At 62.1% G+C, this 14,011-nt stretch carries 16 protein-coding genes; 9 read left to right on the plus strand and 7 right to left on the minus strand.

The window, feature by feature from the left end; all coding sequences use genetic code 11:
- Positions 1-46: 46 nt before the first annotated feature.
- Positions 47-1,117: an AI-2E family transporter gene (locus ABNP46_RS07195; RefSeq protein ID WP_349921728.1), complete on the minus strand. Its 1,071-nt coding sequence runs from the start codon at positions 1,115-1,117 to the stop codon at positions 47-49.
- A 67-nt stretch (positions 1,118-1,184) separates the two neighbouring features.
- Complete coding sequence (locus tag ABNP46_RS07200; protein ID WP_349921729.1) at positions 1,185-1,427, minus strand: sulfurtransferase TusA family protein; 243 nt, start codon at positions 1,425-1,427, stop codon at positions 1,185-1,187.
- Positions 1,428-1,555: 128 nt separating this feature from the next.
- Here ABNP46_RS07200 and ABNP46_RS07205 point away from each other — a divergent pair, with 128 nt between their 5' ends.
- A complete protein-coding gene (locus tag ABNP46_RS07205; RefSeq protein WP_349921730.1) occupies positions 1,556-3,010 on the plus strand; it encodes a beta-barrel assembly-enhancing protease in 1,455 nt (484 codons plus the stop codon).
- A 125-nt stretch (positions 3,011-3,135) separates the two neighbouring features.
- Here the strand turns inward: ABNP46_RS07205 and ABNP46_RS07210 are convergent, their stop codons facing one another.
- Positions 3,136-3,594: a TlpA family protein disulfide reductase gene (locus ABNP46_RS07210; protein ID WP_349921731.1), complete on the minus strand. Its 459-nt coding sequence runs from the start codon at positions 3,592-3,594 to the stop codon at positions 3,136-3,138.
- Positions 3,595-3,681: 87 nt separating this feature from the next.
- On the opposite strand from ABNP46_RS07210, the gene arsC reads away from it, so the two are divergent.
- The 3 genes from arsC to ABNP46_RS07225 all read left to right on the plus strand — a co-directional run bounded on the left by arsC (position 3,682) and on the right by ABNP46_RS07225 (position 5,694).
- Positions 3,682-4,032, plus strand: a complete 351-nt coding sequence (gene arsC, locus ABNP46_RS07215) for an arsenate reductase (glutaredoxin) (RefSeq protein WP_349921732.1) — start codon at positions 3,682-3,684, stop codon at positions 4,030-4,032.
- A complete protein-coding gene (locus tag ABNP46_RS07220; protein ID WP_349921733.1) occupies positions 4,029-4,409 on the plus strand; it encodes a DUF2069 domain-containing protein in 381 nt (126 codons plus the stop codon). Before arsC ends, ABNP46_RS07220 begins: the two co-directional genes overlap by 4 nt.
- A 223-nt stretch (positions 4,410-4,632) precedes the next feature.
- Positions 4,633-5,694, plus strand: coding sequence for a linear amide C-N hydrolase (locus ABNP46_RS07225; RefSeq protein ID WP_349921734.1), 1,062 nt, complete (start codon positions 4,633-4,635; stop codon positions 5,692-5,694).
- 39 nt (positions 5,695-5,733) lie between these two features.
- On the opposite strand, the gene ABNP46_RS07230 is transcribed toward ABNP46_RS07225, so the two are convergent.
- A complete protein-coding gene (locus ABNP46_RS07230; RefSeq protein WP_349921735.1) occupies positions 5,734-6,339 on the minus strand; it encodes an ACP phosphodiesterase in 606 nt (201 codons plus the stop codon).
- 165 nt (positions 6,340-6,504) lie between these two features.
- Between ABNP46_RS07230 and iadA the strand changes: the two genes are divergently transcribed.
- The gene (gene iadA, locus ABNP46_RS07235; protein WP_349921736.1) at positions 6,505-7,635 is read left to right on the plus strand and encodes a beta-aspartyl-peptidase; all 1,131 of its coding nucleotides are present in this window, start codon (positions 6,505-6,507) and stop codon (positions 7,633-7,635) included.
- Between the two features lie 95 nt (positions 7,636-7,730).
- Here iadA and ABNP46_RS07240 read toward each other — a convergent pair whose 3' ends face one another.
- Complete coding sequence (locus ABNP46_RS07240) at positions 7,731-8,633, minus strand: lysine exporter LysO family protein (RefSeq protein ID WP_349921737.1); 903 nt, start codon at positions 8,631-8,633, stop codon at positions 7,731-7,733.
- A gap of 534 nt (positions 8,634-9,167) precedes the next feature.
- On the opposite strand from ABNP46_RS07240, the gene ABNP46_RS07245 reads away from it, so the two are divergent.
- From ABNP46_RS07245 to ABNP46_RS07260, 4 genes are all read left to right on the plus strand, one after another.
- Positions 9,168-9,938 (plus strand): ABC transporter ATP-binding protein, encoded by a 771-nt coding sequence (locus ABNP46_RS07245; RefSeq protein WP_349921738.1) that lies wholly within the window; start codon positions 9,168-9,170, stop codon positions 9,936-9,938.
- Between the two features lie 64 nt (positions 9,939-10,002).
- Complete coding sequence (locus ABNP46_RS07250) at positions 10,003-10,776, plus strand: ABC transporter substrate-binding protein (protein WP_100859508.1); 774 nt, start codon at positions 10,003-10,005, stop codon at positions 10,774-10,776.
- Between the two features lie 223 nt (positions 10,777-10,999).
- Complete coding sequence (locus ABNP46_RS07255; protein WP_349921739.1) at positions 11,000-11,740, plus strand: ABC transporter permease; 741 nt, start codon at positions 11,000-11,002, stop codon at positions 11,738-11,740.
- Between the two features lie 3 nt (positions 11,741-11,743).
- Positions 11,744-12,436 (plus strand): ABC transporter permease, encoded by a 693-nt coding sequence (locus tag ABNP46_RS07260; protein ID WP_349921740.1) that lies wholly within the window; start codon positions 11,744-11,746, stop codon positions 12,434-12,436.
- 71 nt (positions 12,437-12,507) lie between these two features.
- On the opposite strand, the gene ABNP46_RS07265 is transcribed toward ABNP46_RS07260, so the two are convergent.
- Together ABNP46_RS07265 and pflA are read right to left on the minus strand one after the other, a co-directional pair.
- Positions 12,508-13,149, minus strand: a complete 642-nt coding sequence (locus tag ABNP46_RS07265) for an energy-coupling factor ABC transporter permease (protein WP_349921741.1) — start codon at positions 13,147-13,149, stop codon at positions 12,508-12,510.
- A 77-nt stretch (positions 13,150-13,226) separates the two neighbouring features.
- The gene (gene pflA / locus ABNP46_RS07270; RefSeq protein ID WP_349921742.1) at positions 13,227-14,006 is read right to left on the minus strand and encodes a pyruvate formate lyase 1-activating protein; all 780 of its coding nucleotides are present in this window, start codon (positions 14,004-14,006) and stop codon (positions 13,227-13,229) included.
- Positions 14,007-14,011 lie beyond the last annotated feature (5 nt).

Raw genomic sequence — 14,011 nt, forward strand, 5'->3', positions numbered from 1 at the left:
AAGAAGAGAGGCCGGGGCCTCTCTTCTTGTTGGATTGTCATGGGGCTTATGGCGCGGGGCGGGGCAGCTCCTCGCGCTTGGGCCAGGCATTGATCACCGCCTTGACCAGGGTGGCGAGGGGAATGGCGAAGAAGATCCCCCAGAAGCCCCAGAGGCCGCCAAACACCAGCACGGCGATGATGATGGCCACAGGGTGCAGGTTGACCGCCTCGGAGAAGAGCAGGGGCACCAGCAGGTTGCCATCCAGCCCCTGGATGACCAGATAGGCCACCATCAGCCAGGCGAAGTCCGGGGTCAGCCCCCACTGGAACAGGGCCACCATGGCCACGGGCACGGTCACCGCCACCGCCCCTATGTAGGGGATGAGCACGGAGAAGCCCACCGCCACCGCCAGCAGCACCGAGTAGCGCAGCCCCATCAGGGCGAAGGGCACATAGGTGGCGATGCCGACGATGAGGATCTCGATCACCTTGCCGCGGATGTAATTGATGATCTGGTCGTTCATCTCCACCCAGACCCGGTTCACCAGGGTGCGGTTGCGCGGCAGGAAGCGGCGCAGCCCTCCCATCAGAACCTGCTTGTCCTTGAGCATGAAGAACACCATCAGGGGCACCAGGATGGCGTAGACCAGGATGGCGACCACGTTGACCAGGGAGCTCAGGGAAGCGCTCACCAACTGCTCGCCCCCCGCCAAGATGCGCTGGCGGATGTTGTCGATGATGGTCTCGACCAGGCTGACGTCGATGATCTCCGGGTACTTCTCCGGCAGGGCACGCACATAGTCCTGAGCGTGGTTGAGCATGGCCGGCGCTTCCTTGGCCAGGTTGATGCCCTGGCTCACCAGGGTCGGAATGAGCCCGAGGAAGGCCGTCACGGTGAGGGCGATGAACAGCAGCAGTACCAGGCTGGTGGCCAGGGTGCGAGAAAGCCCGGCCCGCTGCAATCGGCTCACCGGCCACTCCAGCAGGTAGGCCATCACCAGTGCGACCAGCAGCGGCGCCAGGATGTCGCCAAACAGCCAGAGCACGGCGAAGCAGAACACCAGCAGCAGGAACAGGGTGACCGCATCGGGATCGGAGAAGCGGGTCTGGTACCAGCGCTTCAGGACTTCTAACATCGGAGCTTCCTTACATTACTGGGGCATGGGATGACATGCGCCCGACGACGGTGTGCAAAGAGACGCATCATGACGAGGGACTGCTGACCACCAGTTGCAGCCTTAGACAGGTCTCGGTTTCCTGCAACGGTTGTACCTGATGGCCCTGTCGGCGCAACCAGACGGGAATGTCCTGTCTGGAACCCGCATCGGCCAGCAGGAGCTGCACGCACTGGCCGTCATGGGCCGCCCGCAGCCAGAGCTTGAGCCGGATCAGGGGCTCGGGGCAACGCCAGGGGGTCAGGTCGAGCTGTTCCCAGTGCTGTTCCATCTCGGGGAGGGCTCCATCGCGTATGATGGCCGTCATTATGGCCGCGATGGCAGGATGAAACAACGCTTGTAGGCCTTGATGGGCAAGGGTATTCTGCCCGAGCACTTTCTGATGGAGATAGAGACACAGTGGCCCGCTTTTCCCCCTTGATGGCATCCTTTCCCCTGCTGGTCTCCCTGATGAGCGCGACCTTCCACGCCCAGGCGAACAACCAGCTGCCCGACATCGGCACCGCCGGGGTAGCGGCCCTGCCCATCGAGCAGGAAGTGCGCTATGGCAATGCCTTCATGCGATTCGCCCGGGCCGGCCTGCCCATCATCGACGATCCCGTGCTGAGCGAATACATCGACGATCTGGGTCAGCGACTGCTCACCAACGCGGACGGGGTGCGCTTCCCCTTCACCTTCTTCCTCATCAACGATCCCAGCATCAACGCGGCCGCCTTCCTGGGCGGACGAGTCAAGGTGCACACCGGCCTGTTCCTTTACGCCGACAGCGAGAGCGAGCTCGCCTCGGTGCTGGCGCACGAAATCACCCACGTGACCCAGCGCCATATCGCCCGCTACATGGAGTCCCAGGCGAGCAGTTCCGCCATGACCCTGGCCGGGCTGGTGGGTTCCATTGCGCTGGCGGTGATCAACCCCACCGCCGGTATCGCCGCCTTGCAGACCACCCTGGGTCTCTCCATGCAGTCCGCTATCAACTACACCCGGGACAACGAATACGAGGCGGACCGGATCGGCATGAAGACGCTCTATGACGCCGGTTTCGATCCCATGGGGATGGCCACCTTCTTCCAGAAACTGGCGGCGGAGTATCGCTACGCCAGCAAGCCGCCGGAGATGCTGCTCACTCACCCCCTGCCGGAGACCCGGATCAGCGAGGCCCGCGCCCGCGCCAGCAGCTATGGCCGCCGCACCCTGCCTCCCAGCCTCGACTTCTGGCTGGCCAAGGTGCGCATCCAGGTGCGCTACGGCACCGAGACCCCCCAGGGACTGCTGAGCTATTTTGACAACCGCCTGCAAAAGGGAGACTACCCCCTCAAGGATGCCGCCCTCTACGGCAAGGCCCTGGCCCTGCTGCAGCTCAAGCGCACCGATGAGGCGGATGCGCTGATGCAGGAGCTGGCGGCGCGCCACCCCGAGGATCTCTTCATGGTGGATGCCATGACCGACATCGATCTCGCCAAGGGGCGCAGTGCCCAGGCCATCGCCCGGTTGGAGCGCTTCCGTACCCGGATGCCGGACAACGAGGTGGTGGTGGTCAACCTCGGCAACGCCTATCTGGAGGCGGGCAATTACAAGAAATCCATCGCCACCCTGGATCCTTACGCCCGCGAGCACGAGGAGAACAGCCTGGCCTGGAGCCTGTTGTCGGACGCCTATCGCAAGTCGGGCCGGATGACGGACTTGCACATGGCGCGGGCGGAGACCCTCTCCCTGCGTGGTGACTATCAGGCGGCTATCGACGAGCTGGTGGTGGCCCGCGGCACCACCACCGACAAGCTGACGTTGGCCCGCATCGAGGCGCGCATCACCCAGCTGGAGCGGGCGAAGAAGGATCTCGATAGCTTGAAAGGCTGATCCCGAGGCGGGTGATGACAGACGGGGTGCCCCATCAGGGGCACCCCGTCTCGTTTTATTGGACACTCATGCTGCCATTGATGCCTGTTGAAGAGGGCTTGCTAGGTCAATGTGATGATTGGTAGCTACTGATGCTGCCGGGGTGTGACTGTCCGGGCTTTTATCTCGGCCAATTTCTGCTCGTCCAGCTCCCCGACCAGGGTCTCCAGCAGCTCGCCTTCGGCACTGAGCAGGTAGCTGGTGGGCAGCATGGCGGGGCGGGGGAAGGGGAGGCGTGACTCATCTGCCGGGATCAGCAGGGGCACGGTTATCCCGTGCTGGCGGGCGAGCGCGGTCAGCTCGGCAGGGGTGGCGGCATCATAGTTGATGGCGATCACCCCTATCTCCCCTTGCTGCTGCAGGGCCGCCAGCAGCGGCATCTCCCGCAGACAGGGGGGGCACCAGGGGGCGAAGTAATTGACCAGCAGCGGCTTGCCGGTGAAGTCGTCGAGGGTCACGGCTTGCCCCCCGGCGTCGGTGAAGCGCGGTGCCGGCGAGCAGGCCGTCAGCAGAGCGGCCACAATCAGCCAACAAATTCGTTTCATTTCTGGCACCCTTGCCCTTACCCTCATCCGACGTTTCCCCTACAATAGCGCGGTTTCTTGTCCCATCAGTCATATCAGGGAGTTACCATGAGCGAGACCCAAATCTACCACAATCCGCGCTGCTCAAAGAGCCGTGAAACCCTGGCGCTGCTGGAGCAGCACGGGATCGCCCCTGATGTGGTGCTCTATCTGGAACAGGCGCCTAGCGAGGCGCAGATTCGCACCCTGCTGGGCCAGCTCGGCTTCAGCGATCCGCGCCAGCTGATGCGCACCAAGGAGGATCTCTACAAGGAGCTGGGGCTGGCCGAACAAGAAGGCGATGCCCTGATCGCCGCCATGCACCAGCATCCCAAGCTGATCGAGCGCCCCATCGTCATCAGAAACGGACAGGCCCGCATCGGCCGTCCGCCCGAGCAGGTGCTGGAGATCCTCAAGTGAGCACCCGCTTCGCCCGTCTGCTGACCCTGACCGGCTTCTTCGGTCTGCTGGGATGGGTCCTGCTGTGGCATCTGTGGCTCTCTCCCCATCCGGATCTCAACCCCTGGTTGCTGCCGGTGATCTGGACGGTGCCCCTGCTGTTCCCCCTAAAGGGCATAGTGCAGGGCAACCCCTACACCCACGCCTGGGGCAACTTCGTGCTGATGCCCTATTTCCTGCACGCCCTGACGCTCATCACCACGGACGAGGGGGAGCGCTGGCTGGCGGTGGTGGAGCTGGTGTTCACCACCTTAGCCTTCATCGGCACCATCTACTACGCCCGCCTGCGCGGCCGCGAGCTGGGTCTCAGTATCCGCAAGAAGAAAGAGTCGAGCTGACAGAGCCTGACCCTCAAACCGGACCACGCGTCCGGTTTTTTTGGCGCCATCCGTCAGCTATTGACCCTGACAGCCTCTCCGCTCCCATCTCCAAAGAGGTATGGTGATAAAATAAAGCCTCGGCCGGAGCTTGACTGCCCTCTGTATTGATCAGGCTCCTGAACGTCATCCACGGGATGGCCTGATGAGTCGGGTGCCCCTGGCCCCGATCTGCGAGACCTCTATGACAATCCAACTTGCTCCTCTCTTTCGACACTCCCTGTTGACCCTGGCGCTGGCCTGCTCGGTCGGTGGCGCGGCACAGGCCTGTACCCGCGCCCTCTATCAGGGGGAGGATGGCCTCATCGTCACGGGGCGCACCATGGACTGGCGCACCGCCATGCCCACCAATCTCTGGTCGCTGCCACGGGGTATCAGTCGGGACGGCGCCGCTGGCCCCAATTCGCTGAAATGGCAGGCACGCTATGGCTCCGTGGTGGCGGCGGGGTTTGATGCGGGCACGGCGGATGGGATGAACGAGCGGGGGCTGGTGGCGAACCTGCTCTATCTGACCGAATCGGAGTATGTGACCCCGAGCGCCGCAGACAAGCGCAAGACCCTCTCCATCTCCCTCTGGGCCCAGTATGTGCTGGACAACTTCGCCACCGTGGACGAGGCGGTGACGGCGCTCGCGAAGGATGAATTCTACGTGATGACCGGCATGACGCCGGATGGGCGACCGGCCCAGTTGCACCTCTCCCTCTCGGATGCGAGCGGCGACTCGGCCATCTTCCAGTATGTGGGCGGCAAGTTGCAAATCCATCACGACCGCAGCTACCAGGTGATGACCAACTCCCCCACCTTCGACAAGCAGCTGGCCCTCAACGACTACTGGGAAGAGATCGGGGGGCTGACCATGTTGCCCGGTACCAACCGTTCGGCGGATCGTTTCGCGCGCGCCTCCTTCTACATCAAGACCCTGCCCAAGACCAGCAAGATGGAGCAGGGGGTGGCCGGGGTGATGAGCGTGATGCGCAACGTCTCCGTCCCCATGGGGATCAGCACGCCGGATCAGCCCAACATCTCCACCACATTGTGGCGCAGCGTGGCGGATCAACAGCATCGCCGCTACTTCTTCGAGCTGACCAACTTGCCCAACACCTTCTGGGTGAGCATGGACAAGCTGGATCTCAAGGAAGGGGCCGCGGTGAAGAAGCTGGGGCTGACCGAGGGACAGCTCTATGCGGGAGAGACCGCGGAGAAGTTTGTGGCCAGCAAGCCGTTTGTCTTCCAGCCAGCGATCTGAATCGCACGCAGATAAAAAAACGCCCATTGGGGCGTTTTTTTATGGGTGCTTGCCCCGCCGATAGGCCGCCAGTTGCTGCTCGCTGGCGGCCATCAACTCGGGGTAGAAGCGCAGAAAGCCCTGCTCACTGGCCCGCCACTGCGCCGCATCCAGGGTGAGGAGCGCCTCCCCGAGGGGCAGGGGCCGGCGCAACCGGCGTCCGATACCATCGAGGGCCTGGGCCAGTCCTTCCTTGTGGTGGTACGACGCTATCCAGTCCTGCTCCGCCATCCGTCTGAGAGGCAGGGGCAAGCCCTGGGGCAGGCGCGCATCATCGGCCAGCAGGCGACCATAGCTCTCCCGCAGAAAATCGGGTTGAGGGAGGCTGGCGTAGCGGGACCAGTGTCGGCAGAGCCAGTGGTCATAGAGCATGTCCACCAGAATGCCGCCGAAGCGGCGCCAGGGGGCCTCGAAGCGGGCGACCGCGGCCCTGTGCTCGGGGTGGGCATCGGTGAAGGCATCTATCTTGCGGTGCAGCCAGATCCCCTCGTCCAGATCGGGTCCGAGCTGGCTCGGGAGCGAGCCCTTGACGAAGTCCCCCAGCAGGTTGCCGGTGAGGGAGCTCTGGGTGTGGGCGGCCAGGTGCAGGTGAGCCAGATAGTTCATGGGAGCGGATATCGACCAGCGAAGATTGCAGGTGAGCCTAGCGGATCCGCGCGGCTTTGCCTATGGGCAACGTGACGTGAGCCCTTCCCCTGGCGTGCCAAAGGTGGGTTAATGACGCTTCCCGCCTCGCCGGCTTCCAGACAATGTTTCGCAAGGAGTGACCCCATGTTGACCCTGATCGAAGGTGCCGAGATCTACAGTCCCCATTATCTTGGCCAGCAGGATCTGCTGGTGGCCGATGGCCGCATCGCCTGGGCAGGCAAAGGGCTGGATGTGCCCGCCAACTGGCCGCTGGTACGGGTGGATGGTCGTGGCCACTATCTGGTGCCTGGCTTGGTGGATCCCTTGGCCCATATCACCGGCGGTGGCGGTGAGGGGGGCTTTGGTTTTCGCACCCCCGAGCTGGCGGCGGGAGAAGCCCTGCAGGCGGGCGTCACCACCCTGGTGGCGGCGCTGGGTACCGACAGCCTGACCCGGAGCCCATCCCAGGTGCTCGGCAAGGTGCGCGAATTCAACGCCGCCGGGGTGAGCGCCTTCATGTACACCGGCTCCTACCATCTGCCGGTCAAGACTCTCACCGATTCGATGGAGTCCGACATCATGCTGATCCCCGAGGTGTTGGGAGTGGGGGAGGTCGCCATCAGCGATCACCGCTCCAGCGCGCCCACCCATGACGAGCTGGCCCGGCTGGTGAGCGAGGCGCGGGTGGCGGGGCTGCTGTCGGGCAAGAGCGGAGTCAGCTTCTTTCATCTGGGGGATGGCAAGGGGGCGCTCGCACCGCTGCGGGCCCTGCGCGATAACACCGACATCCCGCTGCGCCAGCTCTACCCGACCCACTGCAACCGCAACCCCTGGCTGTTTGCCGAAGCCATCGACTGGGGCAAGGCGGGAGGCTGGGTCGATCTCACCACCTCGAGCTTCCCCGACCTGCTGGAGGATGGGGAGCGGCTGGCGGCGGATGCGCTGGTGGAACTGCTGGCCGCCGGTGTGTCAGCCGATCGCATCAGTTTCAGCTCGGATGCCAACGCCAGTCTGCCGCGCTTCGATGGCGAAGGGCGGCTCATCGAGCTGCGCTGCGGCCAGATTGGCAGCCTGTGGCAGGCGTGCGTCAAGGCGCGGGCGCTGGGCGTGGCGTGGGAGACGGCTCTCGGGGTCGTGACGGTGAATCCGGCGAGGGCGCTCGGTCTTGCAGGCAAGGGAGTGATCGCTCCTGGCAAGGATGCGGATCTGCTGCTGGTAGACCCGGAAACCATGGCCATCAGATGGGTGATGAGCGCCGGTCAGTGGCGAGTGTGACTCGGGGCGCTGCGCCCGTCATGCCCCCGTCTTTTAAAGAAGTAAAAAGCCCGGCAGCGATGCCGGGCTTTTTCGCAGGAGAGAGGAGGACGAGGTCAGATAGCCAGGAAACCCAGGATCAGGATGGGGCCGAGCAGACTCAGAATAAAGCCAGAAACGATGGCCACCGGCACCACCTGGATACCCCCTGACTTCTGGATCACCGGCAGGGTGAAGTCCAGTGCCGTGGCGCCCCCATAGCCGATGGCGGCGGAGGGGTGGCGGCGCATCAGCACAGGAATGATGAGGATGGCGATGAGTTCGCGACCGAGATCATTGATGAAGGCGGCGGAGCCGAGCACCGGCCCGAGCTTGTCCGCCACCAGGATGCCGGAGAGGGAATACCAGCCGAAGCTGGAGGCGAGCGCCAGGGCGTGACTCCAGGGCATGGCCAGCAGTTGGGCTGCCAGCAGGCTGCCGACCCAGCTGCTCAAGATCACGGTGGCGGCTATCTTCATGCCCCAGGGATTGAGGAGGATCTGGCGCAGCCGCATGCCGGAGTTGCGCATCTGGATGCCGATGAGCAGCAACAACAGCATCAGCGCCCACTCGCTTAAGCGGTCGATGGGCAGGGCGCGCAAGTCTACCAGCAGGCCGAGCCCGACCCCCGCCAGCACCACGAAGCAGAGCTGCAGTGATTCCCACAGCAGGTGCCACTTGCTCGGCATCTTGCCGTCGCTAGCCTCGTGGGTCGGCGGGCTGCGCCTGTCCAGCCACCAGAGCGCCAGCAGATTGCAGACGGTGATGGCCCCGAGCATGATGGCCGCCACCTTGAAGATCACTCCCAGGTTGGTGCCGAGGTTCTCCACATAGGCGAGCCCCAGCCCCATCAGGAACAGGATAAGGTAGACCATCTTGCCGAGGGATTGGTTGACCAGCCTGATGAGCCGAGCGGAAGAGAGGGGGACAAGATAGCCGATCACGAGCGGCAGCAGGATCAGCAACACATTCAGCAACATTGGGGCCTCGGTCACAAAACTTGGAAAAACGACACACTATCACTTCTTATTGCACAAGGGTCACAAATCCAGTGGTTTGAGCGGCTCATGCGAGGCTTTTTTACCATATTGTTGTGATTTCTGGGTAGTCTCGAATGGAAAAGTAGTCACATTCTGGCAACGTCATCGTCAGTAAAATCAATTTCATCCTTCGAAAAGTGCCAGATGGCAGAGCGCAAGGGTGGTGAATAAAGTTGTTCTGGTCGTGATTTCGACCTGATCGCGAAATTTTCTTGCCACTCGTGCATTGGGGGTATAAAAATGCGGTATTCGGCGCATGACAAAACTCGGATTTTATGCAGACAAACTGCTGAAAAAACCGTTAATGACCAATAAAAATACAGATAAAACACCAAATACCTCGGTTCTGTATTGTTTTTTGACTACCTGAGTGATATTTTCGCTGGAGGTTGCCATCGGTTAACGATTTGTTAAATGGACGATGGTTTGAGTCACGCCCAACGGGGCGTCTAGGGACAGACAAGGTTGTAATGGATGAGCGACGTCGCCGCACTGGAAGTTCGTGATCTGCACAAGTATTTTGGCACCCACGAAGTGCTCAAGGGCATCGATATGACCGCCCACAAGGGGGATGTCATCTCCCTGATCGGCTCCTCGGGTTCTGGGAAGTCGACCTTTCTGCGCTGCATCAATTTATTGGAAACCCCCTCGGCCGGTACCGTCTCTCTGCACGGTGAACTCATTCGCATGAAGAGCAATCGCGCTGGTGAACGCCTGCCGGAGGACATGCGCCAGGTGGAGCGGATCCGCAGCCGGCTGGCCATGGTGTTTCAGAGCTTCAATCTCTGGTCCCACATGACCATCATGCAAAACATCATCGAAGTCCCCATCCAGGTGCTCAAGGTGCCCCGTGCCGAGGCCATCGCCAAGGCGGAGCATCTGCTCAACCGGGTGGGACTCTGGGAGCGCCGTGACTATTACCCCGGCCACCTCTCCGGCGGCCAGCAGCAGCGTGCGGCCATTGCCCGTGCGCTGGCGGTGGACCCCGATGTGATGCTGTTCGACGAGCCCACCTCGGCGCTCGATCCTGAACTGGTGGGGGAGGTACTCGGCCTGATGCGCGAGCTGGCCGAGGAGGGGCGCACCATGCTGGTGGTGACCCACGAGATGTCATTTGCCCGGGATGTATCGAACAAGGTGATGTTCCTGCATCAGGGGCGGGTGGAGGAGGAGGGCAATCCCAAGGAGATTTTTGCCCACCCCAAGTCTGAGCGATTCAAACAATTCATCTCCTCCATCTATTGATGGCGGGCGTTATTTTCAACAAGCTGCACTTTCAACGATCGACGTGTTTATCAAGGAGAGATACATGAACAAGCTGATGCTGGCGACTGCCATTGTGACCGCCCTGTCTTCCGGCAGCCTGATGGCCAAGGAGTGGAAAGAGGTGCGGATCGGGGTTGAGGGTGCCTACCCCCCCTTCTCCTGGACCGAGCCGAGCGGCGAGGTGAAAGGCTTTGACATCGACATCGCCAACGCCCTGTGCGAAGAGATGAAGGTCAAGTGTACCCTGATCAAACAGGACTGGGATGGCATCATCCCGGCGCTGCTGTCGCGCAAATATGACGCCATCATCGCCACCATGGACATCACCGAAGAGCGCAAGAAGAAGGTGGACTTCACCCAGAAGTACCAGCACATTCCGGCCCGCTTCGCAGCCAAGAAGGGCACCGAGGTGAAACTGGAGAAAGCCTTCATGGATGGCAAGACCATCGCCGTGCAGCGCGCCACCTCCATGGATACCTACATCACCGACAACTTCCCCAATGCCACCATCAAGCGCTACGGCACTGCCGACGAGGCCTATCTCGACTTGAAATCCGGCCGGGTTGACTACGTGATGGCCGATTCTGCCGCCATCAGCGACGGCTTGCTGAAGAAAGAAGGGGGCGATGCCTTCGAGTTCGTCGGCCCGAAACTGACCGATCCCAAGTGGTTTGGCGAGGGTGCCGGCATTGCGGTGCGCAAGGCTGACAAGGATCTGAAAGAGAAATTCAACGCTGCCATCCTGGCACTGCGTGCGAATGGCAAGTACAAGGCGATCAACGACAAGTACTTCGACTTCGACGTCTACGGCGAATAACGACCATTCGGGTGGTGGTCCCGTCGATGGGGCTACCGCCAGTCGTCATCAGGCCCGTTGGCTCCCGCCGGGAGTGGCGGGCCTACTTGATTGCAATGAAGCTGTATCTGGTTGATTTGACAATGCCGGCCTCGTCGAACACGACGCGACGGGTGGCATGACATGGATCTGACAAGGATATGAAGCTGCTGATTGAGCCCACTCAATGGCGATGGAGCCGCATATGTTTGACTTGAAAGGATACGAAGCCTCCCTGCTGGAGGGGGCCTGGGTCACCCTGGAAGTGGCGCTCGCCTCCCTGCTGCTGGCCCTGCTACTCGGCATGCTGGGGGCGCTGGCAAAGCTCTCTCCCTACCGCTGGGCGCGCGGAATAGCCGCCGGCTACACCACCCTCATTCGCGGCATACCTGATCTGGTGCTGATGATGCTGCTGTTCTTCGGCGGCCAGGTGCTCATCAACAACTTCTGCACCTGGGTCAACGAGAGCTACAACAACTATCTGCTGGCGAGCAATCCGAACCAGGAATGGGTCTCCTTGCTGCCGGATTACATCGACATCAGTCCCTTTGCGGCCGGGGTCGCCACCATCGGCTTCATCTTCGGCGCCTACATGACCGAAACCTTCCGCGGTGCCATCCTGGCGGTGGACAAGGGAGAGCTCGAGGCCGCTCGCGCCTTCGGCATGCGGGCTCGCCAGGTGTTTGTGCGGATCCTCTTCCCCCAGATGATGCGCCACGCCCTGCCGGGCTTTGGCAACAACTGGCTGGTGCTGCTCAAGACCACGGCGCTGGTCTCCATCATCGGGCTCGATGACATGGTGCGCAAGGCGTCGCTGGCGGCGGGTTCGACCCAGTTGCCCTTCACCTTCTACATGGCCGTGGCGCTGATCTTCCTGGTCTTCACCGCCGTCTCCACCTCGGCGCTCAAGTGGGCCGAACGTCACTACGCCATCAAAACGAGGTAAGCCATGGACTTCTCAATCATCCTCAAGGAGTGGCCCACCTACTGGCAGGGGCTCTACACCACGGTATTGCTGGTGGCGGGCTCCCTTGCACTCGGGTTGGCGCTGGCCATTCCTCTCGGCATCTTGCGCAACAGCCGCAACTGGCTGATCAAGGGGCCGATCTGGGCCTATATCTACTTCTTCCGTGGCACCCCGCTGCTGGTGCAACTGTTCATCATCTACTACGGCGCCGCCCAGTGGGAGTGGCTCAGAAACAGCATCGCCTGGGATCTGTTCGCCCAGGCCTGGTTCTGCGCCTTGCTGGCGTTCACCCTGAACACCGGTGCCTATACCGCCGAGATCGTGCGTGGGGCCGTGATGAACATGCCCAAGGGACAGATTGAAGCGGCCAATGCCTTTGGCATGACCCGCTGGCAGACCCTCACCCGCATCATCCTGCCGAACTCCTTCCGCCGTGCGTTGCCCGCCTACAGCAACGAGGTGATCTTCATGCTGCAGGGCTCGGCGGTGGCGGGCATCGTCACCATCGTCGATCTCACCGGCGCGGCGCGGATCATCAACTCCCGCTACTACAGCCCGTTCGAGGCCTTCCTGACTGCAGGCCTGCTCTACATGCTGCTGACCTTCGTCATCGTCTGGCTGTTCAAGAAGTGGGAAGCCCGCTGGCATGCCCACCTGCGCCCCCGCAGCGTGTAGCGGATGCAAAGGCCATGAACAACAAAGCCCGCAATCGCGGGCTTTTTTGTTCATGTTTCCAGGATGATGGCTCAGCGCCCCAGATATTCCCGATCGAAGAAGGTATTGACCCAATGGGGGCGGTAGACGGCGAGCAGGGTCATGGCCATGCCGTTGAGCAGGGCCTCGGGGAAGAGCAGCAGCGGCCAGATGGAGAGATAGTCGCTGCTGATGGTTTGCCAGCCGTATCGGCCATCCAACCCCATCCAGAGGGCGCTGGCGATCACCTTGACCGAGATGGCGAGCGCACCGCCGAGGAAGGCGGCCACGAACAGGTAGACAAACAGGTGGCGGGGCAGCCAGGCCCAGCTCGCCAGAAAGAGCAGCCAGCTGGTGGCGACCGGCAGGGCGATGCCAAGCAGCGCCTGCCAGCCAAAGTCTGCCAAGTCCGTGACGCCGAAGCAGCCGAGGATCAGCAGGGTGAGGCTGGGTGCCAGCAGGGCGAGGCGCCAGCCCAGCAGCAGGGTCAGGGCGGTCAGGCCGAGAAAATGGATCTCGAGCCCCTCGTGCAATCCCGCCCGCAGCACCCAGAGGGGGATCAGGGCGATGGCGCTGCCGAGGCAAAGATGCTGATAGAGGGGGTTGGCATGGAGGGTGCGCAGCAGCGGGCCATTCAGGCTGAAGGCGAGCAGTACCAGCCAGAGCAGCAGGGCGGCGACTTGTCCGTCAGTCATGGCAGCGTCCTTGGCCTGTGACGAGGGAGGGGGCGGCTGAAGAAAAGGGCTGACCCGAGAGGGCCAGCCCTTTGTCATCAATATTTGACGTTGGGGTGGTACTTGCCAAGGATGGCCTGGACCCTGTCCATGGTCTCCTTGCTGGGGGGCTTGATCCCGGTGAGATCATAGTGATCGCCCAGCACGTCCCATTTGTGCTTGCCAAGCTCGTGGTAGGGCAACAGCTCCACCTTCTCCACGCACTCTCCCAACTCGGCGATGAACTGGCCGAGCCCCTCGGCACTCTCGTCATCGTCGGACCAGGTGGGCACCACCACGTAGCGGATCCACATGGTCTGGCCCCTGGCCGCCAGGTAGCGGGCAAATTCCAGGGTGTATTTGTTGCTGACGTGGGTGAGGGGAATGTGCTTCTCGTCGTTGATCTGCTTGATGTCGAGCAGCACCAGATCGGTGTTGTCCAGCACCCGGTCGAGCAATTCATCGTAGTGGCGCACGAAACCGTTGGTGTCGAGACAGGTGTGGATCCCTTGTGCCTTGCAGGCGCTGAACAGCTCGGCGATGAACTCCTGTTGCAGCATGGCTTCCCCACCGGAGGCGGTGACGCCACCGCCGGAGGCATTCATGAAGTGGCGATAGCTGGTGAGATCCTTCATCAGTTCGGGCACCGTCACCTCGCGACCGCCCTGGGTGTCCCAGGTGTCCCGGTTGTGACAATACTTGCAGCGCATCAGGCAGCCTTGCATGAACACGATGAAGCGGATGCCGGGGCCATCGACGGTGCCGCAGGTCTCAACGGAATGGATACGGCCAATAACGTCGGTGCTGCTGATGGCCGGGATCCGGTTTGTGACTGACATAGACG

The organism is Aeromonas veronii (assembly GCF_040215105.1).
Taxonomy (GTDB): domain Bacteria; phylum Pseudomonadota; class Gammaproteobacteria; order Enterobacterales; family Aeromonadaceae; genus Aeromonas; species Aeromonas veronii_G.

Bases quoted from the DNA above. Each gene is read 5' to 3' on its own strand.
- ABNP46_RS07195 (WP_349921728.1), bottom strand. From the start codon at position 1,117: ATGTTAGAAGTCCTGAAGCGCTGGTACCAGACCCGCTTCTCCGATCCC.
- ABNP46_RS07200 (WP_349921729.1), bottom strand. From the start codon at position 1,427: ATGGAACAGCACTGGGAACAGCTCGACCTGACCCCCTGGCGTTGCCCC.
- ABNP46_RS07210 (WP_349921731.1), bottom strand. From the start codon at position 3,594: ATGAAACGAATTTGTTGGCTGATTGTGGCCGCTCTGCTGACGGCCTGC.
- arsC (WP_349921732.1), top strand. From the start codon at position 3,682: ATGAGCGAGACCCAAATCTACCACAATCCGCGCTGCTCAAAGAGCCGT.
- ABNP46_RS07225 (WP_349921734.1), top strand. From the start codon at position 4,633: ATGACAATCCAACTTGCTCCTCTCTTTCGACACTCCCTGTTGACCCTG.
- ABNP46_RS07230 (WP_349921735.1), bottom strand. From the start codon at position 6,339: ATGAACTATCTGGCTCACCTGCACCTGGCCGCCCACACCCAGAGCTCC.
- iadA (WP_349921736.1), top strand. From the start codon at position 6,505: ATGTTGACCCTGATCGAAGGTGCCGAGATCTACAGTCCCCATTATCTT.
- ABNP46_RS07240 (WP_349921737.1), bottom strand. From the start codon at position 8,633: ATGTTGCTGAATGTGTTGCTGATCCTGCTGCCGCTCGTGATCGGCTAT.
- ABNP46_RS07245 (WP_349921738.1), top strand. From the start codon at position 9,168: ATGAGCGACGTCGCCGCACTGGAAGTTCGTGATCTGCACAAGTATTTT.
- ABNP46_RS07250 (WP_100859508.1), top strand. From the start codon at position 10,003: ATGAACAAGCTGATGCTGGCGACTGCCATTGTGACCGCCCTGTCTTCC.
- ABNP46_RS07255 (WP_349921739.1), top strand. From the start codon at position 11,000: ATGTTTGACTTGAAAGGATACGAAGCCTCCCTGCTGGAGGGGGCCTGG.
- ABNP46_RS07260 (WP_349921740.1), top strand. From the start codon at position 11,744: ATGGACTTCTCAATCATCCTCAAGGAGTGGCCCACCTACTGGCAGGGG.
- ABNP46_RS07265 (WP_349921741.1), bottom strand. From the start codon at position 13,149: ATGACTGACGGACAAGTCGCCGCCCTGCTGCTCTGGCTGGTACTGCTC.
- pflA (WP_349921742.1), bottom strand. From the start codon at position 14,006: ATGTCAGTCACAAACCGGATCCCGGCCATCAGCAGCACCGACGTTATT.